This window comes from Salegentibacter chungangensis, from assembly GCF_042678405.1.
Taxonomy (GTDB): domain Bacteria; phylum Bacteroidota; class Bacteroidia; order Flavobacteriales; family Flavobacteriaceae; genus Salegentibacter_A; species Salegentibacter_A chungangensis.
Genome location: NZ_JBHTLI010000001.1, coordinates 1,706,741 through 1,727,435, shown reverse-complemented (window position 1 = coordinate 1,727,435; position 20,695 = coordinate 1,706,741). Strand labels below are relative to the sequence as shown.

Sequence of the window (20,695 nt, the reverse complement as noted above, 5' to 3'; positions counted from 1 at the left end):
TTTGAACGCTTTTTTAAGCACGCTTAAGGGTTTGAGAACTTAAATATAAACAAAAGCCCCTCCAATTGGATTGGAAAGGCTTTATAATATGCTAATTCATAAAAATTAATATCCCGGATTCTGAATTAAGTTAGGATTAGTTGATAAGGCTTCCGGCGGAATCGGAAATAACAGATATTGTTCAGAAGACTCCGGCTTTTCATAATGGGCGTCTAAATACGTAGAAAATCGTATCTGGTCATTTCTTCTCCAGCCTTCCCAGTAAAACTCACGGGCTCTTTCATCAAGAATTTCCGGAAGATCTACTGTAGCCAGATCCGAAGTTCCACGGGCTTGTCTGATTTCACTTACCAAAGATTCCGGAGTATCCCCCATAGTAGCGGCACCTCCCCTAAGAATAGCCTCGGCTTTCATAAGAAACACATCGGCATATCTGAAGTGAACATAATCGTTACCCGGAGATCCTAAATTTGTGAAATCCGGCGGATATTTGATCACCCTAATTCCATTAACCTCATTAGAAGCGGTAAGGGAGAAATCTTTTGTAAATGCCAAAGGGTTTCCGTTCCTGTCTTCAAGCGGTGTCCCATCGGCAGCATATTGCTGTCCCAATAGGAACCCGGCGTTCATCCCGGTATTTCCTTCAAAATATGAGGGCGTATAACTTCTCCTCATATCATCGTCCTCATAAAGATCATAGATCTCTGCAAGGGTCACAAAACCATTCCATCCGTCAGGCTGGTTGTTATAGTGAAGAGTCATATGCCATCTGGATTGTGTGTTAGCAGGGTTATTTCCGCGTTCATTTAAACTCACGAAAATATTCTCGGAACTGTCATCACTGTTGGTTGGTGAAAAGTTATCAAAATACATAGTTTCCAGGGTATATTCGCCAGATGCAAGTATTGCATCACAATGCTCGATAACCTTGTTCATATCGGCAGGACTAAAATCGAAAGGTCCTTCAGATGCTGCATTGGTACTTTCTTCGGTAGCCATATACACTGCACGGTTCAAATAAGCCTTAGCCAACAGGAAATGTGCTGCATTCTGAGAAGCCACGCTCGGGTCTCCGGTTGTTGGAAGGTCATTGATCACTGCTTCCAGTTCATCGATCACAAAGTTGATTCCTTCAGCCCTGTTCAGATAAATTGAAGGCGGCTGAGTAAGATCTTCTCCAGGCTCTCTACCCAGCACCAGACCAAAATTATCTGTAAGGTGGAAGGCAAAGAAAGCCCTGATGAACCTTGCTTCTGCCTCCTGCTGCGGAGTTGGATTGAATTCTAAAACCTGGGTTGCTCTAAACACCCCGCTTAACAAGCCGTTGTAGGAGTTCTTAATAAAGTTGTTGGAACTGGTCCAGCTGTGGGTATGCAAATTACGCCATACTCCACCATCATCCCAGTCGGCACCACGGGTAGGCCCCGCCAACTCATCAGATGTATGTTCCTGCAAGGCAAAAATATTATCCTGAGTGTCGAAGACCCTCATCGCCTGATACGCTGCATCAAGTAAAGACTCTGTATCTGCTGTAGCTCTGGCAACATCACTGTCTACCGTATCGTTCAGTTCTTCTTCGAGATTGGTACAACCTACGCTAAAAACGAGGAGAGCTAATATTAATATTATTCTTTTCATACTAATCATTTATTAAAAATTTGCATTAATCCCTACGGTGAAGCTTCTGCTTCTTGGGTAGGCAGTATAATCTATTCCGAAAGACGGCACCCCGTCTACCTCTTTATTCGTATCTACTTCAGGATCGAAACCGTCATATGGAGTGATCACGAATAAATTCTGTCCTGCAACATATAGCCTTAAAGACTTCAGCCAGGTCATAGTATCTTCTTCAGGAACAAAAGTGTACCCAACGGAAGCACTATTCAGTCTTAAATAATCTCCGCTTTGAAGATTTTTGGTAGAAAGGAAAGGACCTCCGTTCTCTGCATCGGCTTCTGAATTAACCTCTTCATAAGTTGCATTGTCGCCATTGGCTACAGCAGCTTTATAAAATAATGCCGCAGCGGTGTTATCGAAAACCTTCTGTCCATATGCCCCGTTCAGGTTAGCACTAAAGTCGAAGTTCTTGTAACGACCGTTAAGGGCTATACCCAAAGTAATATCCGGGTTAGGATTTCCTACAAATGTTCTGTCTGAAGTTCCTCCTGGCCCGTCGAAGTTAGGATTTACGGTTCCATCTCCGTTCACATCTCTGTATATCGGCGCACCGCTTTCATCATATCCCTCAAAAACAGGAAGATAAAAAGTATAAAGCGGCTGATTATCGTACAACAACTGAGCGTTCTGACCGGTTAAACTCCTACCGTTAATCTCCCCGGTAGGGATACCGATCGGGAACTGATTACTAACATTATTGATCTCATTATTAAGGAAGGCCATATTGTAAGACACGTTAAATCCGTAATCCTGAGTATTAATGATATCGGCATTGAAGGAAACTTCAACCCCTTCGTTCACGATCTCAATATCGTCGAAATTCGTATAGAAATCTACGTCTGGCGCCGGTTGAATTGCAGGAAGCCTGAACAACAGGTCGTTCGTTTTCCTGTTAAAGTAATCAATCGAACCGGTAAGACGATCCATAAAGAATCCAAAATCGAAACCAACTCCATACTGTTCTGTAGACTCCCACTGTAAATTAGGGTTTGCTACGTTCACCTGCTGTATTGCAGAACCGTCATCGGTTGGACCAAACTGGGTTTGTGCTGAACCTGCTGGGAATTCCTGGTTACCGGTTATACCCCAACTGGCTCTTAACTTAAGCTCGGATACCACATCTGGCAAGAAACCTTCTTCCACAATTCTCCAGGCAGCACCTACAGAAGGGAAGTAACCATACCTGTTATTGGCACCAAACTTACTGGAACCATCGGCCCTTAAAGTAGCGGTAAGCAGATATTTTTTCAAGTAGTTAAAGTTAACCCTTCCAAAATAAGATTGCAGTTCTGAAGAAGGGTTAAAGTATGCCGTAACCTCAGAAGCCTGGAAAGTAGAGGCGTAACCTATATCCTTGATGTATTTATCCTGATCTCCGATACTGAAATCACGTCCTATCAGTCTGTTCCCTTTTGCCTCAAAAGACTGGTAAGAGTAACCTAATACAGCATCAAGCTCAAGATCTTCGGTTAAATTGGAATTGTAGGATAACGTATGCTCAAATAATTTACTGAAGTTATAAGTGTCTTCATAAGAAGCTACTCCTCTGTCCAAGGTGTTATTGGTATTGAACAAAGATGAAACCGCAGCCCTACGTGTTGACTCACTTCGGTCCAGACCTACATTGAATTTATAATCCAGCTCGTCTGTAATATGTACCGTAGCCGAAAGATTGGCTAATATTCTTGAGGTTTCCGTTTTATCTTCATAGTATTCAAGGAAAGCCAAAGGGTTTCTCTGGTTATCACTTGGCTGATTATAAGTACCATCATCCTTGTAGAAAGGTCTTGTAGGATTCCATCTTAAAGTTGAGAAAAGAAGGTCTCCTTCGGCACCTACGTTATCAGAAATTGCTTCTCCGTCGTCTTTAATATAAGAATAGATCACATTAGACTTAAAAGTCACCACATCTTTAAAAGCCCTTTGCGTTAAATTGATATTCCCTGTATATTTTTCCTGGCCGGTTCCTTTTACGATACCTTCCTGGTCAAGAAAACCAAGTGACATTCTAAAGTTTCCGGTTTCTCCACCAGACCCATAAGAAAAGTCATGTTGCTGAGTAAAAGCGGTACGCAGGATCTCTCCCATTGGATCAAGTCTTGCACCAAGATCCGGATCAGGATTCCCAACATCTGCTGCTATCCCGGGATAGTCTTCAGCCGAGATCAGATCATATTCATTGGCTATGGTTCCAAACTGGAAAGAAGAGTTAAAGCTAATTTGCGGCTTCCCGGTTCTTCCTCCTTTAGTGGTAATAAGAATAACCCCGTTGGCACCACGTGAACCATAGATGGCCGTGGCCGAAGCATCCTTAAGTATATCTATACTCTGAATATCGCTGGAGTTTATGAAACTAAGCGGGTTTCTGGAACTTTGTCGGCCAAAACCTACATCAGAGCCGGCACTCACACCTCCACCGCTAAGTGGCACTCCGTCTACAACAATTAAAGGATCATTCCCTGCTCTAATGGAGGAAGTACCTCTAACCCTTATGTTTGCAGCAGCACCCGGTTCCCCACTGGATCCGGTAATTTGCACCCCTGCTACCCTACCTTGCAATAGCTGGTCGGGAGAAGTATTGACCCCTTTATTAAAATCTTCGGCCTTTACTGAAGAAACCGCTCCGGTTGCATCTTTAACGGTTGTTTGCCCATAACCTATAAGCACCACTTCTTCAAGTTCTGATGCATCAGGGCTCATCGCCACATCTATAGTTTCCCGGCTATCTACCGGAATTTCCTGTGTTACATAACCTATAAAGCTAAAAACCAGGGTTGCATCATTAGGAACATCATTCAAAGTGTAATTCCCGTCGAAATCTGTCGTTGTTCCATTGGTGGTCCCCTTTACCGAGACATTAGCTCCGGGGAGCGGGCCCTGATCATCCGTAACTGTTCCGGATACTGTTTGTGCCTGGGCCATACTGAAGAACAGAAAGCTAACAGCGCACAAAAAAGTTCTGAAAATAGTTTTTTTCATAAAGTTGAATTTTAGTTGGTGATATCCTACAAAAGCTTATCAAATAGCCTTGAAGACTCATAAATATATACAAATATTTGTTAATTAATCAAAAAATGAGCAATTAGAAGCTACGAAAACGTTTTCGTGTTGAGAACTTATCTTCTTTTAGCAATTGTTTAAAATGATTAAAAATAATTCAGGAATTTCAATAATCACATCAATAATTTCCAGACTTCATAGTTCAAAAAGTTAAGCCGGCTTTTTGTGAAGGTAAAATCAAGCACAAAAAAACCGGTAATTTTAAGAAAAACTTAATTACCGGTTTGTGAAATAATGTTCTGATTATAATGACATTGTTTTCCCATTCCCCAATTCAGAGGTTGGGCCGCAGGGAATATATTCTCCGGGAACCGGGTCATACCATAGCACATTTTCTCCTATTTGCTCGCTGGTCTTCCATCCCCATATCCCCATCCCTCTAACATTCTCTAGATAGGAAAAAGCTCCGGCATCTGCATCCATCAACACCTTCGGATCTCTGTCCTGAGGGTCCTGGGTTTCGGTAAGGCGTTTTTTATATACCTCTATTTCTTTATCATTTGCTTTTAAATACTTTCTAACGATCTGCTCATAATTTTCAGCTGTGCCCTCCCCGGCTTCCTTATCGAACTCCTCCTGGAAGGCCCTTGAAAATGCATCTGCTGTTTCAAGAAATTCATTTTGCTTTTCTTTAGAAGCTACTTTATCCATATAGGAGTCTATGAATTTGGCAAGATTGAGATCTTTAGCTCCGGGAGTATCCGTTTTGGGTATGATCACTTCCAGGATCTGCTGAAGTGCAAACCCGTTGGCAGCACTCAAAAAGGTCGGTTGCCAGTTATAGGAAGGCTCATTTTTACAGCTTTGCAATAATCCAAGCGTGGTAGGGCCCACTACAAGAGCTCCGGTCCCTAATCCAATATTCCTTAATGCCTGTCTTCTGTTCATAATTCCGGATTTATGCGTTAGATTTTTTAAAATTTCTGGCCGCGTGATCCACCGCCCTGGCCGTCATCGCCATATAAGTTAAAGACGGGTTCTGGCAGGCCGCAGAGGTCATAAAAGAGCCATCGGTAACATATACATTAGGAACGGCATGTACCTGGTTGTTCCCGTTCAGGACAGAAGTCTTGGGATCACGCCCCATTCTGGCGGTTCCCATTTCGTGGATTCCAAGTCCCGGGGCACCTATATCATCATATCCCTGAACATCCTTGAAACCGGCTTTCTCGAGCATATCTACTGCCTGTTCCACCATATCCTTACGCATCTCCAGCTCATTTTCCTTAAATTCAGCATCAAAGGTTACGGTTGGGAGATCCCATTCGTCTAATTTGTTATAATCCAGGGTCATTTTATTTTCGTGGTAAGGCAGAGTCTCTCCGAAGCCCATCAGCCCCATCGTCCAGCCTCCCGGCTCGCTAATGGCTTTTTTAAGGTCTTCCCCATAACCGGCCTCGGCAATACTTTGCGACCAATCGCCGCGACTTGCTCCACCCTGGTAGCCATAACCACGTTTAAAGCTCAGGTTTTCGTTATCCGAAAGATTTCTGAAACGAGGCAGGTAAATCCCGTTCGGCTTCCTTCCTTTATAATAAGAGTCTTTAAAGCCATCGTATTTTCCTGAAGCGCCGGCTTTAAAATGATGATCCATAATATTATGTCCAAGTTCGCCGCTATCGTTACCCATTCCGTTAGGAAAGCGATCTGATTTTGACTGCATAAGGATACTCGTGGAAGCGATAGCCGAAGCACAGAGGAAGATCACATTAGCCTTATATTCAATTGTCTCCTTGGTGTTCGCATCTATCACCTTTACCCCTGTAGCTTTTTTGGTATCGGGATCGTAGATTACCTGGCTCACTACGGAGTTAGGACGAAGCGTCATATTCCCGGTTCGTTCTGCCGCCGGTAAAGTTGAAGAATTACTGCTAAAGTAACCTCCAAAGGGACAACCTCTAATACACCTGTTCCTGAACTGGCAATTGGTCCTTCCTTCAAATTTTTTATCTCCGGTAATATGCGCCACTCTTCCGGCGGTAAGAACACGGTCTTTGAAGTTTTCGGCCATATTCTTTTTAAGATGGTCTTCAACACAGTTGAGCTCCATCATCGGAAGAAACTTCCCGTCGGGAAGCTGGCTAAGCCCGAGGTTCTCCCCGCTTACGCCTATAAAGGTCTCAACATAATCATACCAGGGAGCAATATCCTTGTACCTGATGGGCCAGTCCACGCCTATCCCCTCTTTCTTGTTTGCTTCAAAATCCAGATCGCTTAACCGGTAGCTGTGACGTCCCCACATGATAGACCTTCCGCCTACGTGATACCCACGCATCCAGTCAAATCTTTTGGTTTCATTATAAGGGTGTTTTATATCGTCAACAAACCAGTGTTTACTGGCTTCATTTACCGTATACCCGGTTCTGTCCTGTTTAAACTGCCTTTTCTTTTCTTCTCTGGTAACCTGACCTTTAAATTTATAATCCCAGGGGTCATCGTTCATAGTAGGATAATCTTCGATGTGCTTTACCATTCTCCCCCGTTCTAAAACAAGGGTCTTGAAGCCTTTTTCACAAAGTTCTTTTGCAGCCCATCCTCCGCTGATTCCAGTACCTACGACGATAGCATCAAAACTTTCATTTTCGTAATAATTACTCACAATTTGTTTGGTGTTTGATAAATTTATAGATCGAACTCCACCAAATATATAAATTTATGCTTATAATTTTAAAGGTTTAAAAAAAAGTATACTTTTAAGTTTCCTAAAAATACTGAGCATTCAGAAGTATTGCTCCTAAAATAAAATCCAGATGAACTTCCTTTCCAAAACCTCTTTTCAAGTCTTATTAATTTGCCTTGGTCTTGGTATCCTCTCCTGCAAAAATCAGCAAAAAGAAGCTGAACCGAAAAAAGCGGCAGCTGAAGAGCAGGTACGAAAAGATCCATTTTTCAAATTGTCTCTTGCCGAATGGTCACTGCACCGGCAGATCTTCGATAAAAAACTGGATCCTATGCATTTTGCTAAAAAAGCCAATGAAATGGGCTTTGAAGGTTTAGAGTATGTTAGTGCCTTTTATCAGGATCACTATAAAAATGCGGAAAACCAGGAAGAAGCATTTCAAAAAATGTTGGATACCCTTAAAGCTGAAAGCGACAAATACAATATCAGAAATGTACTGATTATGGTGGACGAAGAAGGCGACCTGGCCGTTTCTGATGAAACTGAAAGAAATAAGGCAGTAGAAAATCATAAAAAATGGATAGATGCCGCTGAATATCTGGGCGCACATTCTATAAGGGTTAACCTTTTTGGTAGTCCCGAAGCCGAAGAATGGAAAAAGAACGCTGCCGATGCCCTAAAGAAACTGGCAGAATATGCACAGCCTAAAGGAGTGAATGTGCTGGTTGAGAATCACGGCTACCTTTCCTCAAATGCCAAATTGCTTACCGAGGTGATGGAAATGGTAAACATGCCCAACGTCGGGACTCTTCCTGATTTTGGGAATTTCTGCCTTAAACGTGAAGGCGGAGAACGCTGGGAAGCTCAATGCGTTGAGGAATATCCGCGTTATAAAGGTGTTAGGGAGATGATGCCTTACGCCAAAGCCGTAAGTGCAAAATCTTATGATTTTAATAAAGAAGGGGAAGAAACTACCATAGATTATGGCCGGATCCTGGAGATCGTTAAGGAGGCAGGATATGGTGGTTTTATAGGAGTTGAGTATGAAGGAGACAGCCTTTCCGAAGAAAAAGGAATTATGGCCACCAAAGAGTTATTGATTAAAGAAGGCAGCAAATTGAATTAAAATAAACAGAACTAACCAACTATGAGAAACTTAGTACGCTTCCAACTGTCCGTAATGATGTTCCTTGAATTCTTCATCTGGGGCGGATGGTTTGTCACCCTGGGCACTTTCCTGGGCCAAAATCTTGATGCAAGTTCAACCCAAATAGCCTCGGCTTTTTCCACCCAATCCTGGGGAGCTATTATCGCTCCGTTTATAATTGGCCTGATTGCTGACCGGTATTTTAATGCAGAGAAGATCCTGGCGGTTCTTCATATTGTAGGGGCTTTTCTAATGTACCAGATGGCTTATGCCGAAAATTTTACGGCCTTTTATCCCTATGTGCTGGGCTATATGATCGCCTATATGCCTACCCTGGCCCTTGTAAATTCGGTTTCTTTCAACCAGATGAAAGATCCTGCAAAAGAATTCTCTTTTATAAGAGTTTTCGGTACCATAGGCTGGATCGTTTCCGGGCTTGCCATAAGCCTTATTTTTGGCTGGGACTCGGCCGAGGCCATCCAGCAGGGAATGCTGGAAAACACCTTTTTAATGACTGCGGCTGCTTCAGCTTTACTGGGAATTTGGAGTTTCTTTTTACCGGGCACTCCCCCGAAGGCGAAAACAGGAGAAAAGCCTTCACTTTCAGAGATCCTGGGGCTGGATGCCCTGAGCCTTCTAAAAAGCAAGAACTTTCTTATCTTCTTTCTCTCTTCGGTACTCATCAGTATCCCGCTGGCTTTCTATTACCAGAACCTTAGTCCGTTCCTTACTGAAATTGGGGTGGAAAATTCCACCGCTAAAGCGGCTATAGGGCAAGGTTCCGAAGTATTGTTTATGCTGCTTATTCCGGTATTTCTGAAAAGATTCGGGATCAAGCTTACCCTGCTGGTGGGAATGATAGCCTGGGGGGTGAGATACCTGCTTTTCGCTTATGGAAATGCCGATGAGCTGGCTTTTATGCTCATTTTAGGGATCGCGCTTCACGGAGTTTGCTACGATTTCTTCTTCGTTTCAGGCCAGATCTATACCGATTCCAAAGCCGGAGAAAAATTTAAAAGTGCCGCCCAGGGACTCATTACCCTGGCCACCTACGGGGTAGGTATGCTGGTAGGATTCTATGTTGCCGGTATCATTACCGATGCCAACCTTGTTGAAGGCGGACTCCACAACTGGGCAGATATCTGGACTTTCCCAGCCATTTTCGCCCTGATCATTATGGTGCTTTTTGCTATATTCTTCAGAAATGAGAAAATTGAAAAGAAAGACATAGAAATATAAAACATCAAAAGAAAAGATATTATGAGCAGGAAAATTAAACTCGGAATACTTGGAGGCGGCGGCGATTCCCTGATAGGGATACTGCACAGGGTTGCATCTTCCATGTACGACCGTTATGAATTGGTAGGAGGTGTTTTTAACATCGATCTTGACGAGAGTATAAAATTTGCAGAAGAAATAGGTATTGGTACCTCGAGGATCTACAAAGACCTGGACAGCCTTATAGAAGCAGAAAATGCTTTGCCTGAGCACGAAAGGATACAGGTGGTATCGGTACTCACCCCTAACTTCCTGCACTTTCCTATGGCTAAAAAATTGCTGGAGAACAAGTTTCACGTGATCTGTGAAAAGCCAATGACCACTACTTATGAAGAGGCGAAAGAGCTAAGGGAGATTCAGGCGAAGAGCAATAAGGTCTTTGCGGTCACTTATACCTATACCGGTTACCCTATGGTAAGGCAAATGAAGGAGATGATCGCTTCGGGGGCTATCGGAAAAATTCAAAAGATCGATGTTCAGTATTATCAGGGCTGGATAAACCCGATAATCCACGATAAGGAAAAACGTTCCAATACCTGGAGGCTTGATCCGGAAAAATCCGGGATCAGTTGCTGTGTAGGCGATATCGGGACGCACGCCTTCGATATGATAGAGTACGTTAGCGGCCTTCATGTAAAAGAGATCCTTGCCGACCTTAACTATCTTTATAAAGATAACCTGATGGATATTGACGGGACCATACTTTTAAGATTTTCAGAATATGTAAAAGGAGTGCTTCGTTCCAGCCAGATCGCTACCGGAGAAGAGAACAATTTCACCGTAAGTATTTACGGAGACAACGCCGCATTAAAATGGGAGCAGGAAAACCCGAATTATCTTTATATGCTTGAAGACGGAAAGCCTATGCAGGTGCTCAAGCCCGGGCACGAATATAATTCGGCCTTTTCCTTAGCCGGCACCAAGTTGCCACCGGGACATCCCGAAGGTATCTTCGATTCGATGGGTAATATCTACAAAGGCGTGGCCAGGGCCATCAATAATGAGGAGTATCATCCGGGAGAATTCCCTGGGATCTCAGACGGCCTCCGGGGAATGAATTTTATTGAAAAAGCCGTGGACTCCCACAAAAACGGGAATACCTGGGTGAAAATCGACGAAAATTAAAAGCATTTATTATGAAGACTATAAAAGGACCTGCGGTATATCTCGCACAATTTATGGACAATAAAGCTCCTTTCAATTCACTTGAGGGGCTTTGTAAATGGGCCGCCGATCTTGGTTATAAAGGAATACAGATCCCAACCTGGGAGAGTGCTCTGATAGACCTGGAAAGGGCTGCCGACAGCAAGACCTATTGTGATGAGCTAAGAGGAAAAGTAGAATCTTACGGCCTGGTGGTAACAGAACTTTGCACGCATTTGCAGGGGCAGTTGGTAGCCGTACACCCGGCTTACGATACTATGTTCGATAATTTTGCACCAGATGAACTCAAGGGTAAACCAAAGGAAAGAACCGATTGGGCCGTAAAGCAAATGAAGATGGCCGCAAAGGCAAGCCGTCATTTTGGGCTTGACGTCCACGGGACCTTCAGTGGTTCTTTGCTCTGGCATACTCACCATCCCTGGCCGCAACGTCCCGAAGGCCTTGTGGAAATGGGATTTCAGGAACTGGCAAAACGCTGGATGCCTATACTTAACGAGTTCGATGAACAGGGAGTGGATGTTTGTTATGAAGTGCATCCCGGAGAAGACCTGCACGACGGAGTTACTTTCGAGCGGTTTTTAAGTGCCACCAATAATCATAACCGGGTAAATCTTTTATACGATCCCAGCCATTTTGTGCTGCAGCAGCTGGATTATCTTACGTACATAGATCATTATCATGAATATATTAAAATGTTCCACGTTAAGGATGCTGAATTTAACCCTACCGGAAAGAAAGGAACTTTTGGAGGCTATGAAGACTGGGGAGATCGTGCCGGACGTTACAGGCATCCCGGCGACGGGCAGGTAGACTTTAAGACCATTTTCTCCAAACTAACCCAATACGGGTGCGATGTCTGGGCGGTAATGGAATGGGAATGCTGCATAAAATCTCCTGAACAGGGAGCACGTGAAGGAGCACCATTTATTCAAAGCCATATTATCCAGGCTACCGAAAAGAAATTCGATGATTTTGCCGGAAGCGAGATCGATAAGGATAAACTCAAAAAAATATTAGGAATCAACTAAACCAACACAATGAAAAAACTAAGTATTTTAATTTTATCCGGTGTTCTTTTCACTACAAGCTGCAAGGACAATACCGATAAAAAAGAAGAAACCCAGGAAACTAAAGGCGAAGAACAGGTAATGAAAGCTGAAGAACAGCAACAGGAATGGAAAATGCTCTTCAACGGGAAGAATCTTGACCACTGGAAGGCTTATAATTCTGATTCCATATCAGAGCAATGGCAGGTAAAAGACGGAGCTATTGTATTCTCCCCGGCACAAGGCGAGCGTGAAGGCACCGAAAACCTTATCTCGAAAGAAGAATTTTCCAGCTTTGAACTTTCCCTGGAATGGAAAATTTCAGAAGGCGGGAACAGCGGAATTATGTGGGGGGTTCAGGAAGAGGACAAATTTGACGAACCTTACCTCACCGGTCCTGAAATCCAGGTTCTGGATAACGAGAAACATCCGGATGCCAAGAACGGTCCTATCCGCCAGGCAGGTGCCCTGTACGATATGGTAGCCCCAAAAGAAGATGTCACCAAACCGGCCGGAGAATGGAACAAGGAGGTGATCAAAATAGATTACGAAGCCAACAAGGGAACAGTTACCCTTAATGGCACCAAATTGATAGAATTCCCGCTTCACGGTGAAGAATGGGAGAAATTGGTGGCGAACTCGAAGTTTAAAGACTGGGAAGCCTTCGGAAAGAGCAAAAAGGGACATATTGCACTTCAGGATCACGGCGATAAAGTCTGGTACCGAAACATAAAAATAAAGGAACTCGATTAATTTTGAGAAACATTTAAGAGAAGCCGTACAAGTAATCTTGTGCGGCTTTTTTAATTTGGAGCAAATCAATTTTCAGTAATGAGGCATATTTAACCAGATTATGAAAAAGACCAAAGTAGAGTTCAGCAACCCCGAAGGCGAATCCCTCTCAGGGATCATAGAATTACCAACCAATCAAAAGCCGCATAATTTTGTGCTTTTCGCACATTGTTTTACCTGTAACAAGAATTTCTTTGCTCCCACTGCTATAAGCAGGGCTATGGCTTCTGCCGGCTTTGGTGTGCTTAGATTTGATTTCACAGGGCTTGGGGAAAGTGAAGGAGAGTTTGCAGATTCCAATTTTTCAGGAAATATAGAAGACCTGGTGGCAGCTGCAGATTTCCTTGAAAAAGAATATAAGGCGCCTTCCGTATTAATCGGGCATTCCCTTGGTGGTGCCGCTGTACTTTTTGCCGCTGAAAAGATAAAATCGGTAAAAGCGGTAGCCACACTTGCTGCGCCATCAGCTATAGATCACGTCACTAAACTGCTAAAATCTGAAATAAAGAGTATTCAGGAGAAAGGCTCGGCCGAAGTTAATATTGGCGGCAGGCCTTTCAGGATTAAAGAGCAGTTTATAGAAGACATAAAGAGCCACAAACTGGCAGATTATATGGCCAATTTCAACAAGGCACTTTTAATTATGCATTCTCCCCAGGATATGATTGTGAACATAAAGAACGCTGAAGAGCTTTATGTAGCTGCAGAACATCCTAAAAGCTTTATTTCCCTTGAAGGGGCAGATCACCTTTTACAGGACAAGAAAGATGCTGCCTATGCCGGAAAGGTGATTTCGGCCTGGGCCTCCAGATATCTCGATCTGCCAAAGGAAAAGGAGTTAAAAACAGATCACGAGGTTGTGGCTAACTTAGGAAATGAGGGTTATACCACGCAGATAAAAGCCGGAATCCATAATCTTACTGCAGACGAACCTGAGAGCGCCGGAGGAAATGATTATGGCCCTACTCCATACGAATTCCTGTCTTCCGGCCTTGCCGCCTGTACGTCTATGACCATTCAGATGTATGTGAAAAGAAAAGAATGGGACCTTGAGAATGTGGAGACCCACGTCACGTATGAAAAGAAACACGCCGATGACTGTGAGAACTGTGAAGAGGAATCTTCTAAGATAGACACCTTTAATCGTCAAATTAAACTGGAAGGGAATCTGGATGAGAAACAAATAAAAAGAATATTAAACATAGCCAATAAGTGTCCCGTACACCGAACCCTTAGTAGCAAGATAACCATCAACACCTCGCTTCTGGAAGACTAACGGCGAGGTTCTTTGTTAAGCTATCCTTAAAACTTTGGTCACAGTTTTCATTCCGTTTAATTTAGTACTATCAAATTTGAAAACCAATCATAAATTATGAAACGCATTAGTTTATCATTATTTCTCTGTGCATCTCTTGTATTTGTAGGATGTAAGAATGAGAAAAAAGAAAAAGAAGAAAAATCTGTTGAAGAAACAGAGATGAATGCCGATATGCAGGAGCAGGAAGAGCAGGAAATGGCCAAAACAGCCCAGGCTACTCTTCAAGCCAAGAACGACAGCAAGCTTAGCGGTACCGTAACCTTTACCGAAGAAGACGGTGAAGTATCTATGGAAGCTAAGATCTCGGGACTTCCTGAAGGAAAGCACGCCATCCACATTCACGAAAAAGGAGACTGTTCTTCTGCTGACGGAAAATCAGCCGGCGGACACTGGAACCCAACCGGTGAAGATCACGGAAAATGGGGTGCTGAGGAAGGATATCATAAAGGTGATATCGGGAACTTCGAAACCGACGCTGAAGGCAATGCAACCGTGAGTATGTCTACAGACGAATGGTGTATAGGTTGTGATGATGAGAATAAGAACATTGTAGGGAAATCTATCATTGTACACGATGGTGTAGATGACTTTACTTCTCAGCCATCTGGTGCAGCCGGTACCCGTGTAGGTTGCGGAGTGATCGAGAAGCAATAAGCACTTCTTTTACAGAATAATATGAAAGCGGCCCTGAAAAGGCCGCTTTTTTTATGGCCGATTAATTCCTACATTTACTCACACCAATCTAATATTATGCAACAAGACGGTTTGATCCTTGAATTGCAACAGGGAAACGAAAAAGCCTTTGAAAGAATCTACCAGCTTTACTCAGAGAGCACTTACGGTATTATCTTCAGTATCGTGAAAGATGAAGGTATTGCCGAAGAGGTTCTTCAGGATGTTTTTATGAAAATATGGAATAATGCTTCTTCCTATAGCCCAGATAAGGGAAGGTTTTTTACCTGGATCCTGAATATTGCAAGAAATGCTTCTATAGACAAGATCCGGTCCAAAAGCTATAAAAACAAGAAACAAAACCTTAAAGCCGATAATTTCGTAGATATACTGGAACATAAATCGAACTTTTCAGCAACAATTGACGCTATTGGTATCAAGAAGTATATAAACATTCTGGAGCCGGTGTGTAAAAAACTGATCGACTTCCTCTTCTTTAAAGGTTTTACACAAAAGGAAACCGCTGAAGAACTGGGAATGCCATTAGGCACGGTAAAGACAAGAAACAGAGTTTGTATTCAAAAATTAAGAGAGATCGTTGCATAAAATGGACATAGAAAAATACATATCGTCAGGCATACTTGAACTCTACGTATACGGAGCTCTTAGCGAAGAAGAAAGTCGTGAGGTTACTCGTGTGCTGAAAGAATATCCTGAGGTTCGCAAAGAAGTTGAAGAAATAGAAGCGGCGCTTACAAAACTTGCCATATCTACTGCTCCCTACAATCCGGAGCACCTGCTTGCCACTCTAAAAGAAAAATTAAGGAATTCGAATAACAACACTACTGTCACCCATCCCGCCGCGAGTAAAGAAAGAACGCCCTGGTTCTCCTACATTGGCTGGGCGGCAAGTATACTTCTGCTTGTTGGTTTGTTCTTCCTGTTCAATGAGAACAATGAACTGAGGACTTCCCTAAGGGAACAAAAAGTGAAGAACGCAAGAATGGAGCAGCAAATTGCAGATGCCCGCGAAGATGCTGAAAAGACCAAAGAACTGCTTGCAGTATTAAGGGATAAAGAGGTGAACAGGATCCCGCTTAAAGGGCAGAATGTTGCGCCAGAAGCTTATGCGCAGGTATATTGGAACGAAAAGGAGCAAAAGGCCTATATAGATGCTCAAGGGCTGCCTGAACCGCCTCGCGGTAAGGTTTACCAGGTCTGGTCGCTTACTATGCAACCGCTTACTCCAACCAGTATCGGACTTCTTGAAGATTTCGAGAAGGATGAGAATAAGGTCTTCAGTCTGGAAAATGCCAACAAATCGGAAGCATTTGGGATAACCCTGGAGCCGGAAGGCGGAAGCGAAAGCCCGACTATGGATCAGCTATATGTTCTTGGAACCGTAGCTTCGTTATAAAATGGCTAATTCAAACAAATTTAAGCCTGCCCTTTCCGGCAGGCTTTTTTTATTCTCAAAATCTTCTTTAAAAGCGGAAAGGTTTGCCCGAATGGACAAACCTTTCCCTAACCAACCAATAAATCAAAATCCAAATCACTCGATTTGACCAATACAGATCTAATCTGTGATCTCAGGATCTGACTCCTGTATGTTTATATACGAAAGATTTTACAGGAAGGATTTAAAAATCTGATTTTTAACATTTTCAGGAAGGCCAGGGATTAAAATATTTTACGCGTTACCGACTGAGAATATGGGCAATTCGTAAAAATGCTCAGGCTTTAACGGGGGTCCTGAATTTGTATAAAAAACTATATTCTAAAATATGCCGTCACGGGGAAAAACAGGAAATAAAAATTTATGAACCGTGATTTTTTAGAATTGTTTTAAACTATGACTGTGCCTGAAGTTTAAGCTCATTTTAACATTATAAATCCTATCTTGAGGTTTCAACCAATAACCTAAAATATGAACATTTTTGAAGCTTTAAGACAGGAACATGAGATACAGCGTGATTTAGTAGCCAAATTGGTAGAAACCCATGGAGACACGCAGGAGAGAAAGAAGATCTTTGAACAGTTAAAGCACGAACTTAAGATTCACGCAGATGCCGAAGAAAGGCATTTTTATATTCCACTTATCGAGAAAGACCTTACCCAGGAAAAAGCCCGCCATAGCGTTGCAGAACACCACGAAATGGATGAACTGATAGAACAGCTTGAAGACACAGAGATGGATGCCTCTAACTGGCTAAAGATCGCAAAGGATCTAGAACATAAGGTGATCCATCATCTGGATGAAGAAGAACACGAAGTCTTTCAGATGGCAGGGAAGGCACTTACCGATAAACAAAAAGTGTCTCTGGCAGAAGATTACAACAAAGAGATCAAGCAAACCCGCTAATAAAAAAAGCCTGTCAGAACTGACAGGCTTTTTTTATACTTTCTCTTTATCTATTTCCATTTCTTCCTTATAACCTTTAAAAGGCCTGATGATAAGCCTCGCCGCTTTATCAAAATTAATGTAATTATACAACCAGTTAAAGAAGGTCACCAGCCTGTTCCTGAAACCTATTAGGAACCACAGGTGGACGAACATCCAAACAAACCAGGCAAAGAATCCTGCAAATTTCAGTTTGCCGATCTCCACCACTGCCCTGTTTCGCCCAACGGTTGCCATAGTTCCCTTATCAAGGTATTTAAAGGGCTCGAGTTTTTCTCCCCTGATAAGTTTCTTGATGTTCCTGGCAAGATGTTTCCCCTGCTGTATGGCCGGTTGTGCCACCATAGGATGTCCTTTTGGAAAATCTTCGGTTTGCATTAAAGCAATATCCCCAATGGCAAATACATTTTCGTAACCGTTCACCTGGTTAAAAGCATTCACCTCATAACGGTTCGCCTTTTCCACCATTGCAGATGCATTGAGCCCTTCTACCGGCGCTCCGGTAACTCCGGCACTCCAAATAAAGGTTTCGGTCTTAATGGCAAGATCGGTATTGGTCTTTACAAGGTGGCCGTCATAATGCTCCACCATAGTATTAAGGTGAATCTTCACCCCCAGTTCTTCCAGAAATTTATGAGCTTTTTTAGAAGACTCCTCACTCATTGGTGGAAGTACCCTGTCTAACCCCTCCAGTAAATGAATATGCATTTCATTTGGATTAAGGTCGGGATAATCTTTAGGCACGATATGGTTTCGAAGTTCTGCTATAGCTCCGCTAAGTTCTACTCCTGTAGGCCCGGCGCCCACCAGTACAAAGTTCAGCAGGGCCTTTCTTTTTTCGGGATCCTCGGTGATCGTTGCCTGTTCCAGGTTTTCGAGAATAAGGCTCCTTATGTTCAAAGCCTGCGGAACGGTCTTCATCCACATCCCATTATCCTCAATACTGTTATTTCCGAAGAAATTGGTCTTCGAGCCTGTAGCGATCACCAGATAATCATACACCAGGTCTCCAATATTGCTATGAATTATATTTTTTTCAGCTGAAATAGATTTTACTTCCGCCAGGCGGAAAAAACATTTTTTGCTGTCCCGCGTAACCTTCCGCAAAGGATAGGCAATAGAATCAGGTTCCAGCCCCGAAGTCGATACCTGGTACAAAAGCGGTTGAAAGGTATGGTAGTTATGACGGTCAAGGATCACCATTTGTACATCTTCTTTAAGGAGCTTTTTTGCCAGCGACATCCCGGCAAAACCTCCTCCAATAATAACCACTCTTGGTAAATCGGTCCTCGGTATATTCATAGGTTGATTGATTTTACTCAAATTTAATATTTATGCCGGGCTATGTGAAGAAATAAAGACCTATTAACTATTATTTATACTTTTTTGTAACATTGCATCCATTAGCCCTACATATAAGAGCTAACCATCTATTGTGAACAAGGAATTAGAACATCAGTTTGTAACTAACCTGGAGAAACATCAGAATATTGCGCATAAGATCTGCCGGATTTATACCAATGATCAGCACTCGCATAACGATCTGTTTCAGGAGATCACTATCCAGTTATGGAAAGCCTATCCTAAATTCAGAGGTGATGCCAAATTCAGTACCTGGATGTACAGAGTTGCTCTAAATACCGCGATCACACTTTATCGTAAGAAAAAAAGATCTATAAAGACCCAGGACTACGATAGCGTTTCCTTTAAAATGAAAGCGCCGGAATATGATGATGAGACAGAACAACATCTCAAGCTGATGTATGATGCCATAAAGCAACTGAACGATATTGATAAAGCCCTGGTTTTTCTATACCTGGAAGATAAGAACTACAAAGATATTTCCGAAACCCTGGGAATATCTGAAGTAAATGCAAGAGTGAAAATGAACAGGGTGAAAACAAAACTAAAAAGTATTTTAAATCCGTAGGAGAATATGGATGAACTCGATCTATTAAAAAAAGACTGGAAAAAGCAGGAAGCCAGCCTCCCTCACCTTTCCTATGAACAGATCTATAAAATGATCTGGAAAAGATCTTCCTCTATTGTGAAGTGGATCTTTGTGATTAGCATTCTGGAATTTTTATTCTGGACAGTCTTAAACGTCTTGCTGGCCGATAATGAATACTGGGAAGAGATGGAGCGACTGCATCTTAAGGCCTTCACCATTTGGGTATACATTATAAACTATGTGGTGACCTTCTATTTTATTTTCAGGTTCTACAAGAACTACAGGAAGATCTCTTCTACAGATGATGCTTCAACTCTTATGAAGAACATCCTTAAAACCCGCAAAACAGTAAAGTATTATATTGGTTATATCCTGATCTCCACCGGGATCATCACTCTGGTATACAGCTACTATATGCTTTATTATCACGTAATAAACACCCAGGTGAATGAGGCTTCCAAATATGTTTTTGATGCCGGGCAATGGGTAAAATTCATTGGCGGATTTATCCTCTTATTATCGGTATTTCTGGGGCTGATATGGTTCTTCTACCGTATCCTGTACGGGATCCTGCTAAAAAGATTGTACCGCAACTATAAGGAGCTTAAAAAGCTGGAATTAAAATAACACCTACGGAAATAAAAAAGGCTGAAGTTTGTACTTCAGCCTTTTTTTATCTTAATAATCGAACCTTCGTTTCTTATTGAGCTCTTCCATCTCGTTAATCTCTTCATTTGGTATTACCTTTAAAAATGAAGGATGCTGCTCGATGGCGTATTCTATTTTGCTTACAATTTCTTCAACACTCTCGTTATCGTAATCAATGTCTAAGGGTTCTTTAATATGAAAACTCTGAAGGATCCCTCTTTTCTTTATACGAAGCCCTTTCTTATCGAATGACCTTCTGAAACCGTCAATGACTATGGGGATCACTACAGGTTTATACTGCTTTATAATATGGGCAGTTCCTTTCCTGATAGGTTTAAAGGGTTTGGTAGTTCCCTGCGGAAAGGTGATCACCCAGCCATCCTTAAGGGCCTTCCCGATATTCTCGGTGTCTTCGGGGTTAACATTTCGGCTTACCTCCTGCCCTTTCTGTCTCCAGGTCCTTTCAACGCTAACAGCACCTGCATAGGCCATAATCCTAGCCAAGAGTCCTGCTTTCATCGTTTCCTTTGCCGCCACGTAGTAGATATTCAGTTTTGGCTGCCATATATAACCAATGTTTTTTATAGAATCTACTCTCCCGCTAAGGCTGGCATTAAAAACGTGGAACATTGCCGTTACATCGGCAAAATAGGTCTGATGATTAGAAACAAAAAGCACATTGGTGTCAGGCAGGTCCTTTATGATCTCTGAACCTTCTATCTGCAGCTCATTGAACCCCCTATATCTCCTGTGGGTTAAGAGCCCAAAAATCCTGATAAGCCATTTCTTTAAGAATAAAATATGCCCGAATGGATTTCTTTTAAATAAGCCCATTTTTAAGTTTTAGATAAAATCGTTTAGTCGGGTTTCCGGGTTAACCCCCTTTATCCCAAAATTGTGTTAACGGCGGCAAATATAGTA

General features: G+C 42.5%; 18 protein-coding genes. 12 read left to right on the top strand and 6 right to left on the bottom strand.

Annotation, left to right across the window (positions count from 1 at the left end):
• Positions 1-105: 105 nt before the first annotated feature.
• The 4 genes from ACFQ3Q_RS07905 to ACFQ3Q_RS07890 form a co-directional block, all read right to left on the bottom strand.
• A complete protein-coding gene (locus tag ACFQ3Q_RS07905) occupies positions 106-1,638 on the bottom strand; it encodes a RagB/SusD family nutrient uptake outer membrane protein (RefSeq protein ID WP_380744601.1) in 1,533 nt (510 codons plus the stop codon).
• Between the two features lie 12 nt (positions 1,639-1,650).
• The gene (locus ACFQ3Q_RS07900; RefSeq protein ID WP_380744598.1) at positions 1,651-4,656 is read right to left on the bottom strand and encodes a SusC/RagA family TonB-linked outer membrane protein; all 3,006 of its coding nucleotides are present in this window, start codon (positions 4,654-4,656) and stop codon (positions 1,651-1,653) included.
• A 324-nt stretch (positions 4,657-4,980) separates the two neighbouring features.
• A complete protein-coding gene (locus ACFQ3Q_RS07895) occupies positions 4,981-5,625 on the bottom strand; it encodes a gluconate 2-dehydrogenase subunit 3 family protein (protein ID WP_380744597.1) in 645 nt (214 codons plus the stop codon).
• Between the two features lie 10 nt (positions 5,626-5,635).
• Entirely contained in the window at positions 5,636-7,336 is a 1,701-nt protein-coding gene (locus ACFQ3Q_RS07890) for a GMC oxidoreductase (RefSeq protein ID WP_380744595.1), read from the bottom strand.
• A gap of 151 nt (positions 7,337-7,487) precedes the next feature.
• Here ACFQ3Q_RS07890 and ACFQ3Q_RS07885 point away from each other — a divergent pair, with 151 nt between their 5' ends.
• The 10 genes from ACFQ3Q_RS07885 (at position 7,488) to ACFQ3Q_RS07840 (ending at position 17,136) form a co-directional block, all read left to right on the top strand.
• Complete coding sequence (locus ACFQ3Q_RS07885; protein ID WP_380744593.1) at positions 7,488-8,483, top strand: sugar phosphate isomerase/epimerase family protein; 996 nt, start codon at positions 7,488-7,490, stop codon at positions 8,481-8,483.
• A gap of 21 nt (positions 8,484-8,504) precedes the next feature.
• Positions 8,505-9,743 carry a nucleoside permease gene (locus ACFQ3Q_RS07880; protein ID WP_380744591.1) on the top strand — a complete coding sequence of 413 codons (1,239 nt, stop codon included), beginning with the start codon at positions 8,505-8,507 and terminating at the stop codon, positions 9,741-9,743.
• Positions 9,744-9,764: 21 nt separating this feature from the next.
• On the top strand, positions 9,765-10,907 hold the full coding sequence (locus ACFQ3Q_RS07875) for a Gfo/Idh/MocA family protein (RefSeq protein ID WP_380744590.1): 1,143 nt from the start codon (positions 9,765-9,767) through the stop codon (positions 10,905-10,907).
• 11 nt (positions 10,908-10,918) lie between these two features.
• A complete protein-coding gene (locus tag ACFQ3Q_RS07870; protein WP_380744588.1) occupies positions 10,919-11,974 on the top strand; it encodes a sugar phosphate isomerase/epimerase family protein in 1,056 nt (351 codons plus the stop codon).
• A 9-nt stretch (positions 11,975-11,983) separates the two neighbouring features.
• On the top strand, positions 11,984-12,745 hold the full coding sequence (locus ACFQ3Q_RS07865; protein ID WP_380744586.1) for a 3-keto-disaccharide hydrolase: 762 nt from the start codon (positions 11,984-11,986) through the stop codon (positions 12,743-12,745).
• Positions 12,746-12,845: 100 nt separating this feature from the next.
• Positions 12,846-14,060, top strand: a complete 1,215-nt coding sequence (locus tag ACFQ3Q_RS07860; RefSeq protein WP_380744585.1) for a bifunctional alpha/beta hydrolase/OsmC family protein — start codon at positions 12,846-12,848, stop codon at positions 14,058-14,060.
• 96 nt (positions 14,061-14,156) lie between these two features.
• The gene (locus ACFQ3Q_RS07855) at positions 14,157-14,756 is read left to right on the top strand and encodes a superoxide dismutase family protein (protein ID WP_380744583.1); all 600 of its coding nucleotides are present in this window, start codon (positions 14,157-14,159) and stop codon (positions 14,754-14,756) included.
• 96 nt (positions 14,757-14,852) lie between these two features.
• The gene (locus tag ACFQ3Q_RS07850; RefSeq protein ID WP_380744581.1) at positions 14,853-15,380 is read left to right on the top strand and encodes an RNA polymerase sigma factor; all 528 of its coding nucleotides are present in this window, start codon (positions 14,853-14,855) and stop codon (positions 15,378-15,380) included.
• Between the two features lies 1 nt (position 15,381).
• Positions 15,382-16,191, top strand: a complete 810-nt coding sequence (locus ACFQ3Q_RS07845; RefSeq protein ID WP_380744580.1) for an anti-sigma factor — start codon at positions 15,382-15,384, stop codon at positions 16,189-16,191.
• Positions 16,192-16,701: 510 nt separating this feature from the next.
• A complete protein-coding gene (locus tag ACFQ3Q_RS07840; protein ID WP_380744578.1) occupies positions 16,702-17,136 on the top strand; it encodes a hemerythrin domain-containing protein in 435 nt (144 codons plus the stop codon).
• A 33-nt stretch (positions 17,137-17,169) separates the two neighbouring features.
• On the opposite strand, the gene ACFQ3Q_RS07835 is transcribed toward ACFQ3Q_RS07840, so the two are convergent.
• On the bottom strand, positions 17,170-18,477 hold the full coding sequence (locus tag ACFQ3Q_RS07835) for an NAD(P)/FAD-dependent oxidoreductase (protein WP_380744576.1): 1,308 nt from the start codon (positions 18,475-18,477) through the stop codon (positions 17,170-17,172).
• A gap of 133 nt (positions 18,478-18,610) precedes the next feature.
• On the opposite strand from ACFQ3Q_RS07835, the gene ACFQ3Q_RS07830 reads away from it, so the two are divergent.
• Positions 18,611-19,105 carry an RNA polymerase sigma factor gene (locus ACFQ3Q_RS07830; RefSeq protein ID WP_380744574.1) on the top strand — a complete coding sequence of 165 codons (495 nt, stop codon included), beginning with the start codon at positions 18,611-18,613 and terminating at the stop codon, positions 19,103-19,105.
• Positions 19,106-19,111: 6 nt separating this feature from the next.
• On the top strand, positions 19,112-19,753 hold the full coding sequence (locus tag ACFQ3Q_RS07825; protein WP_380744572.1) for a hypothetical protein: 642 nt from the start codon (positions 19,112-19,114) through the stop codon (positions 19,751-19,753).
• 51 nt (positions 19,754-19,804) lie between these two features.
• On the opposite strand, the gene ACFQ3Q_RS07820 is transcribed toward ACFQ3Q_RS07825, so the two are convergent.
• Positions 19,805-20,608 carry a lysophospholipid acyltransferase family protein gene (locus ACFQ3Q_RS07820; protein ID WP_380744570.1) on the bottom strand — a complete coding sequence of 268 codons (804 nt, stop codon included), beginning with the start codon at positions 20,606-20,608 and terminating at the stop codon, positions 19,805-19,807.
• Positions 20,609-20,695 lie beyond the last annotated feature (87 nt).

Coding starts and splice junctions, on each gene's coding strand:
- ACFQ3Q_RS07905 (WP_380744601.1), bottom strand. CDS start 1,638: ATGAAAAGAATAATATTAATATTAGCTCTCCTCGTTTTTAGCGTAGGT.
- ACFQ3Q_RS07900 (WP_380744598.1), bottom strand. CDS start 4,656: ATGAAAAAAACTATTTTCAGAACTTTTTTGTGCGCTGTTAGCTTTCTG.
- ACFQ3Q_RS07895 (WP_380744597.1), bottom strand. CDS start 5,625: ATGAACAGAAGACAGGCATTAAGGAATATTGGATTAGGGACCGGAGCT.
- ACFQ3Q_RS07885 (WP_380744593.1), top strand. CDS start 7,488: ATGAACTTCCTTTCCAAAACCTCTTTTCAAGTCTTATTAATTTGCCTT.
- ACFQ3Q_RS07880 (WP_380744591.1), top strand. CDS start 8,505: ATGAGAAACTTAGTACGCTTCCAACTGTCCGTAATGATGTTCCTTGAA.
- ACFQ3Q_RS07875 (WP_380744590.1), top strand. CDS start 9,765: ATGAGCAGGAAAATTAAACTCGGAATACTTGGAGGCGGCGGCGATTCC.
- ACFQ3Q_RS07870 (WP_380744588.1), top strand. CDS start 10,919: ATGAAGACTATAAAAGGACCTGCGGTATATCTCGCACAATTTATGGAC.
- ACFQ3Q_RS07865 (WP_380744586.1), top strand. CDS start 11,984: ATGAAAAAACTAAGTATTTTAATTTTATCCGGTGTTCTTTTCACTACA.
- ACFQ3Q_RS07860 (WP_380744585.1), top strand. CDS start 12,846: ATGAAAAAGACCAAAGTAGAGTTCAGCAACCCCGAAGGCGAATCCCTC.
- ACFQ3Q_RS07855 (WP_380744583.1), top strand. CDS start 14,157: ATGAAACGCATTAGTTTATCATTATTTCTCTGTGCATCTCTTGTATTT.
- ACFQ3Q_RS07850 (WP_380744581.1), top strand. CDS start 14,853: ATGCAACAAGACGGTTTGATCCTTGAATTGCAACAGGGAAACGAAAAA.
- ACFQ3Q_RS07845 (WP_380744580.1), top strand. CDS start 15,382: ATGGACATAGAAAAATACATATCGTCAGGCATACTTGAACTCTACGTA.
- ACFQ3Q_RS07840 (WP_380744578.1), top strand. CDS start 16,702: ATGAACATTTTTGAAGCTTTAAGACAGGAACATGAGATACAGCGTGAT.
- ACFQ3Q_RS07835 (WP_380744576.1), bottom strand. CDS start 18,477: ATGAATATACCGAGGACCGATTTACCAAGAGTGGTTATTATTGGAGGA.
- ACFQ3Q_RS07825 (WP_380744572.1), top strand. CDS start 19,112: ATGGATGAACTCGATCTATTAAAAAAAGACTGGAAAAAGCAGGAAGCC.
- ACFQ3Q_RS07820 (WP_380744570.1), bottom strand. CDS start 20,608: ATGGGCTTATTTAAAAGAAATCCATTCGGGCATATTTTATTCTTAAAG.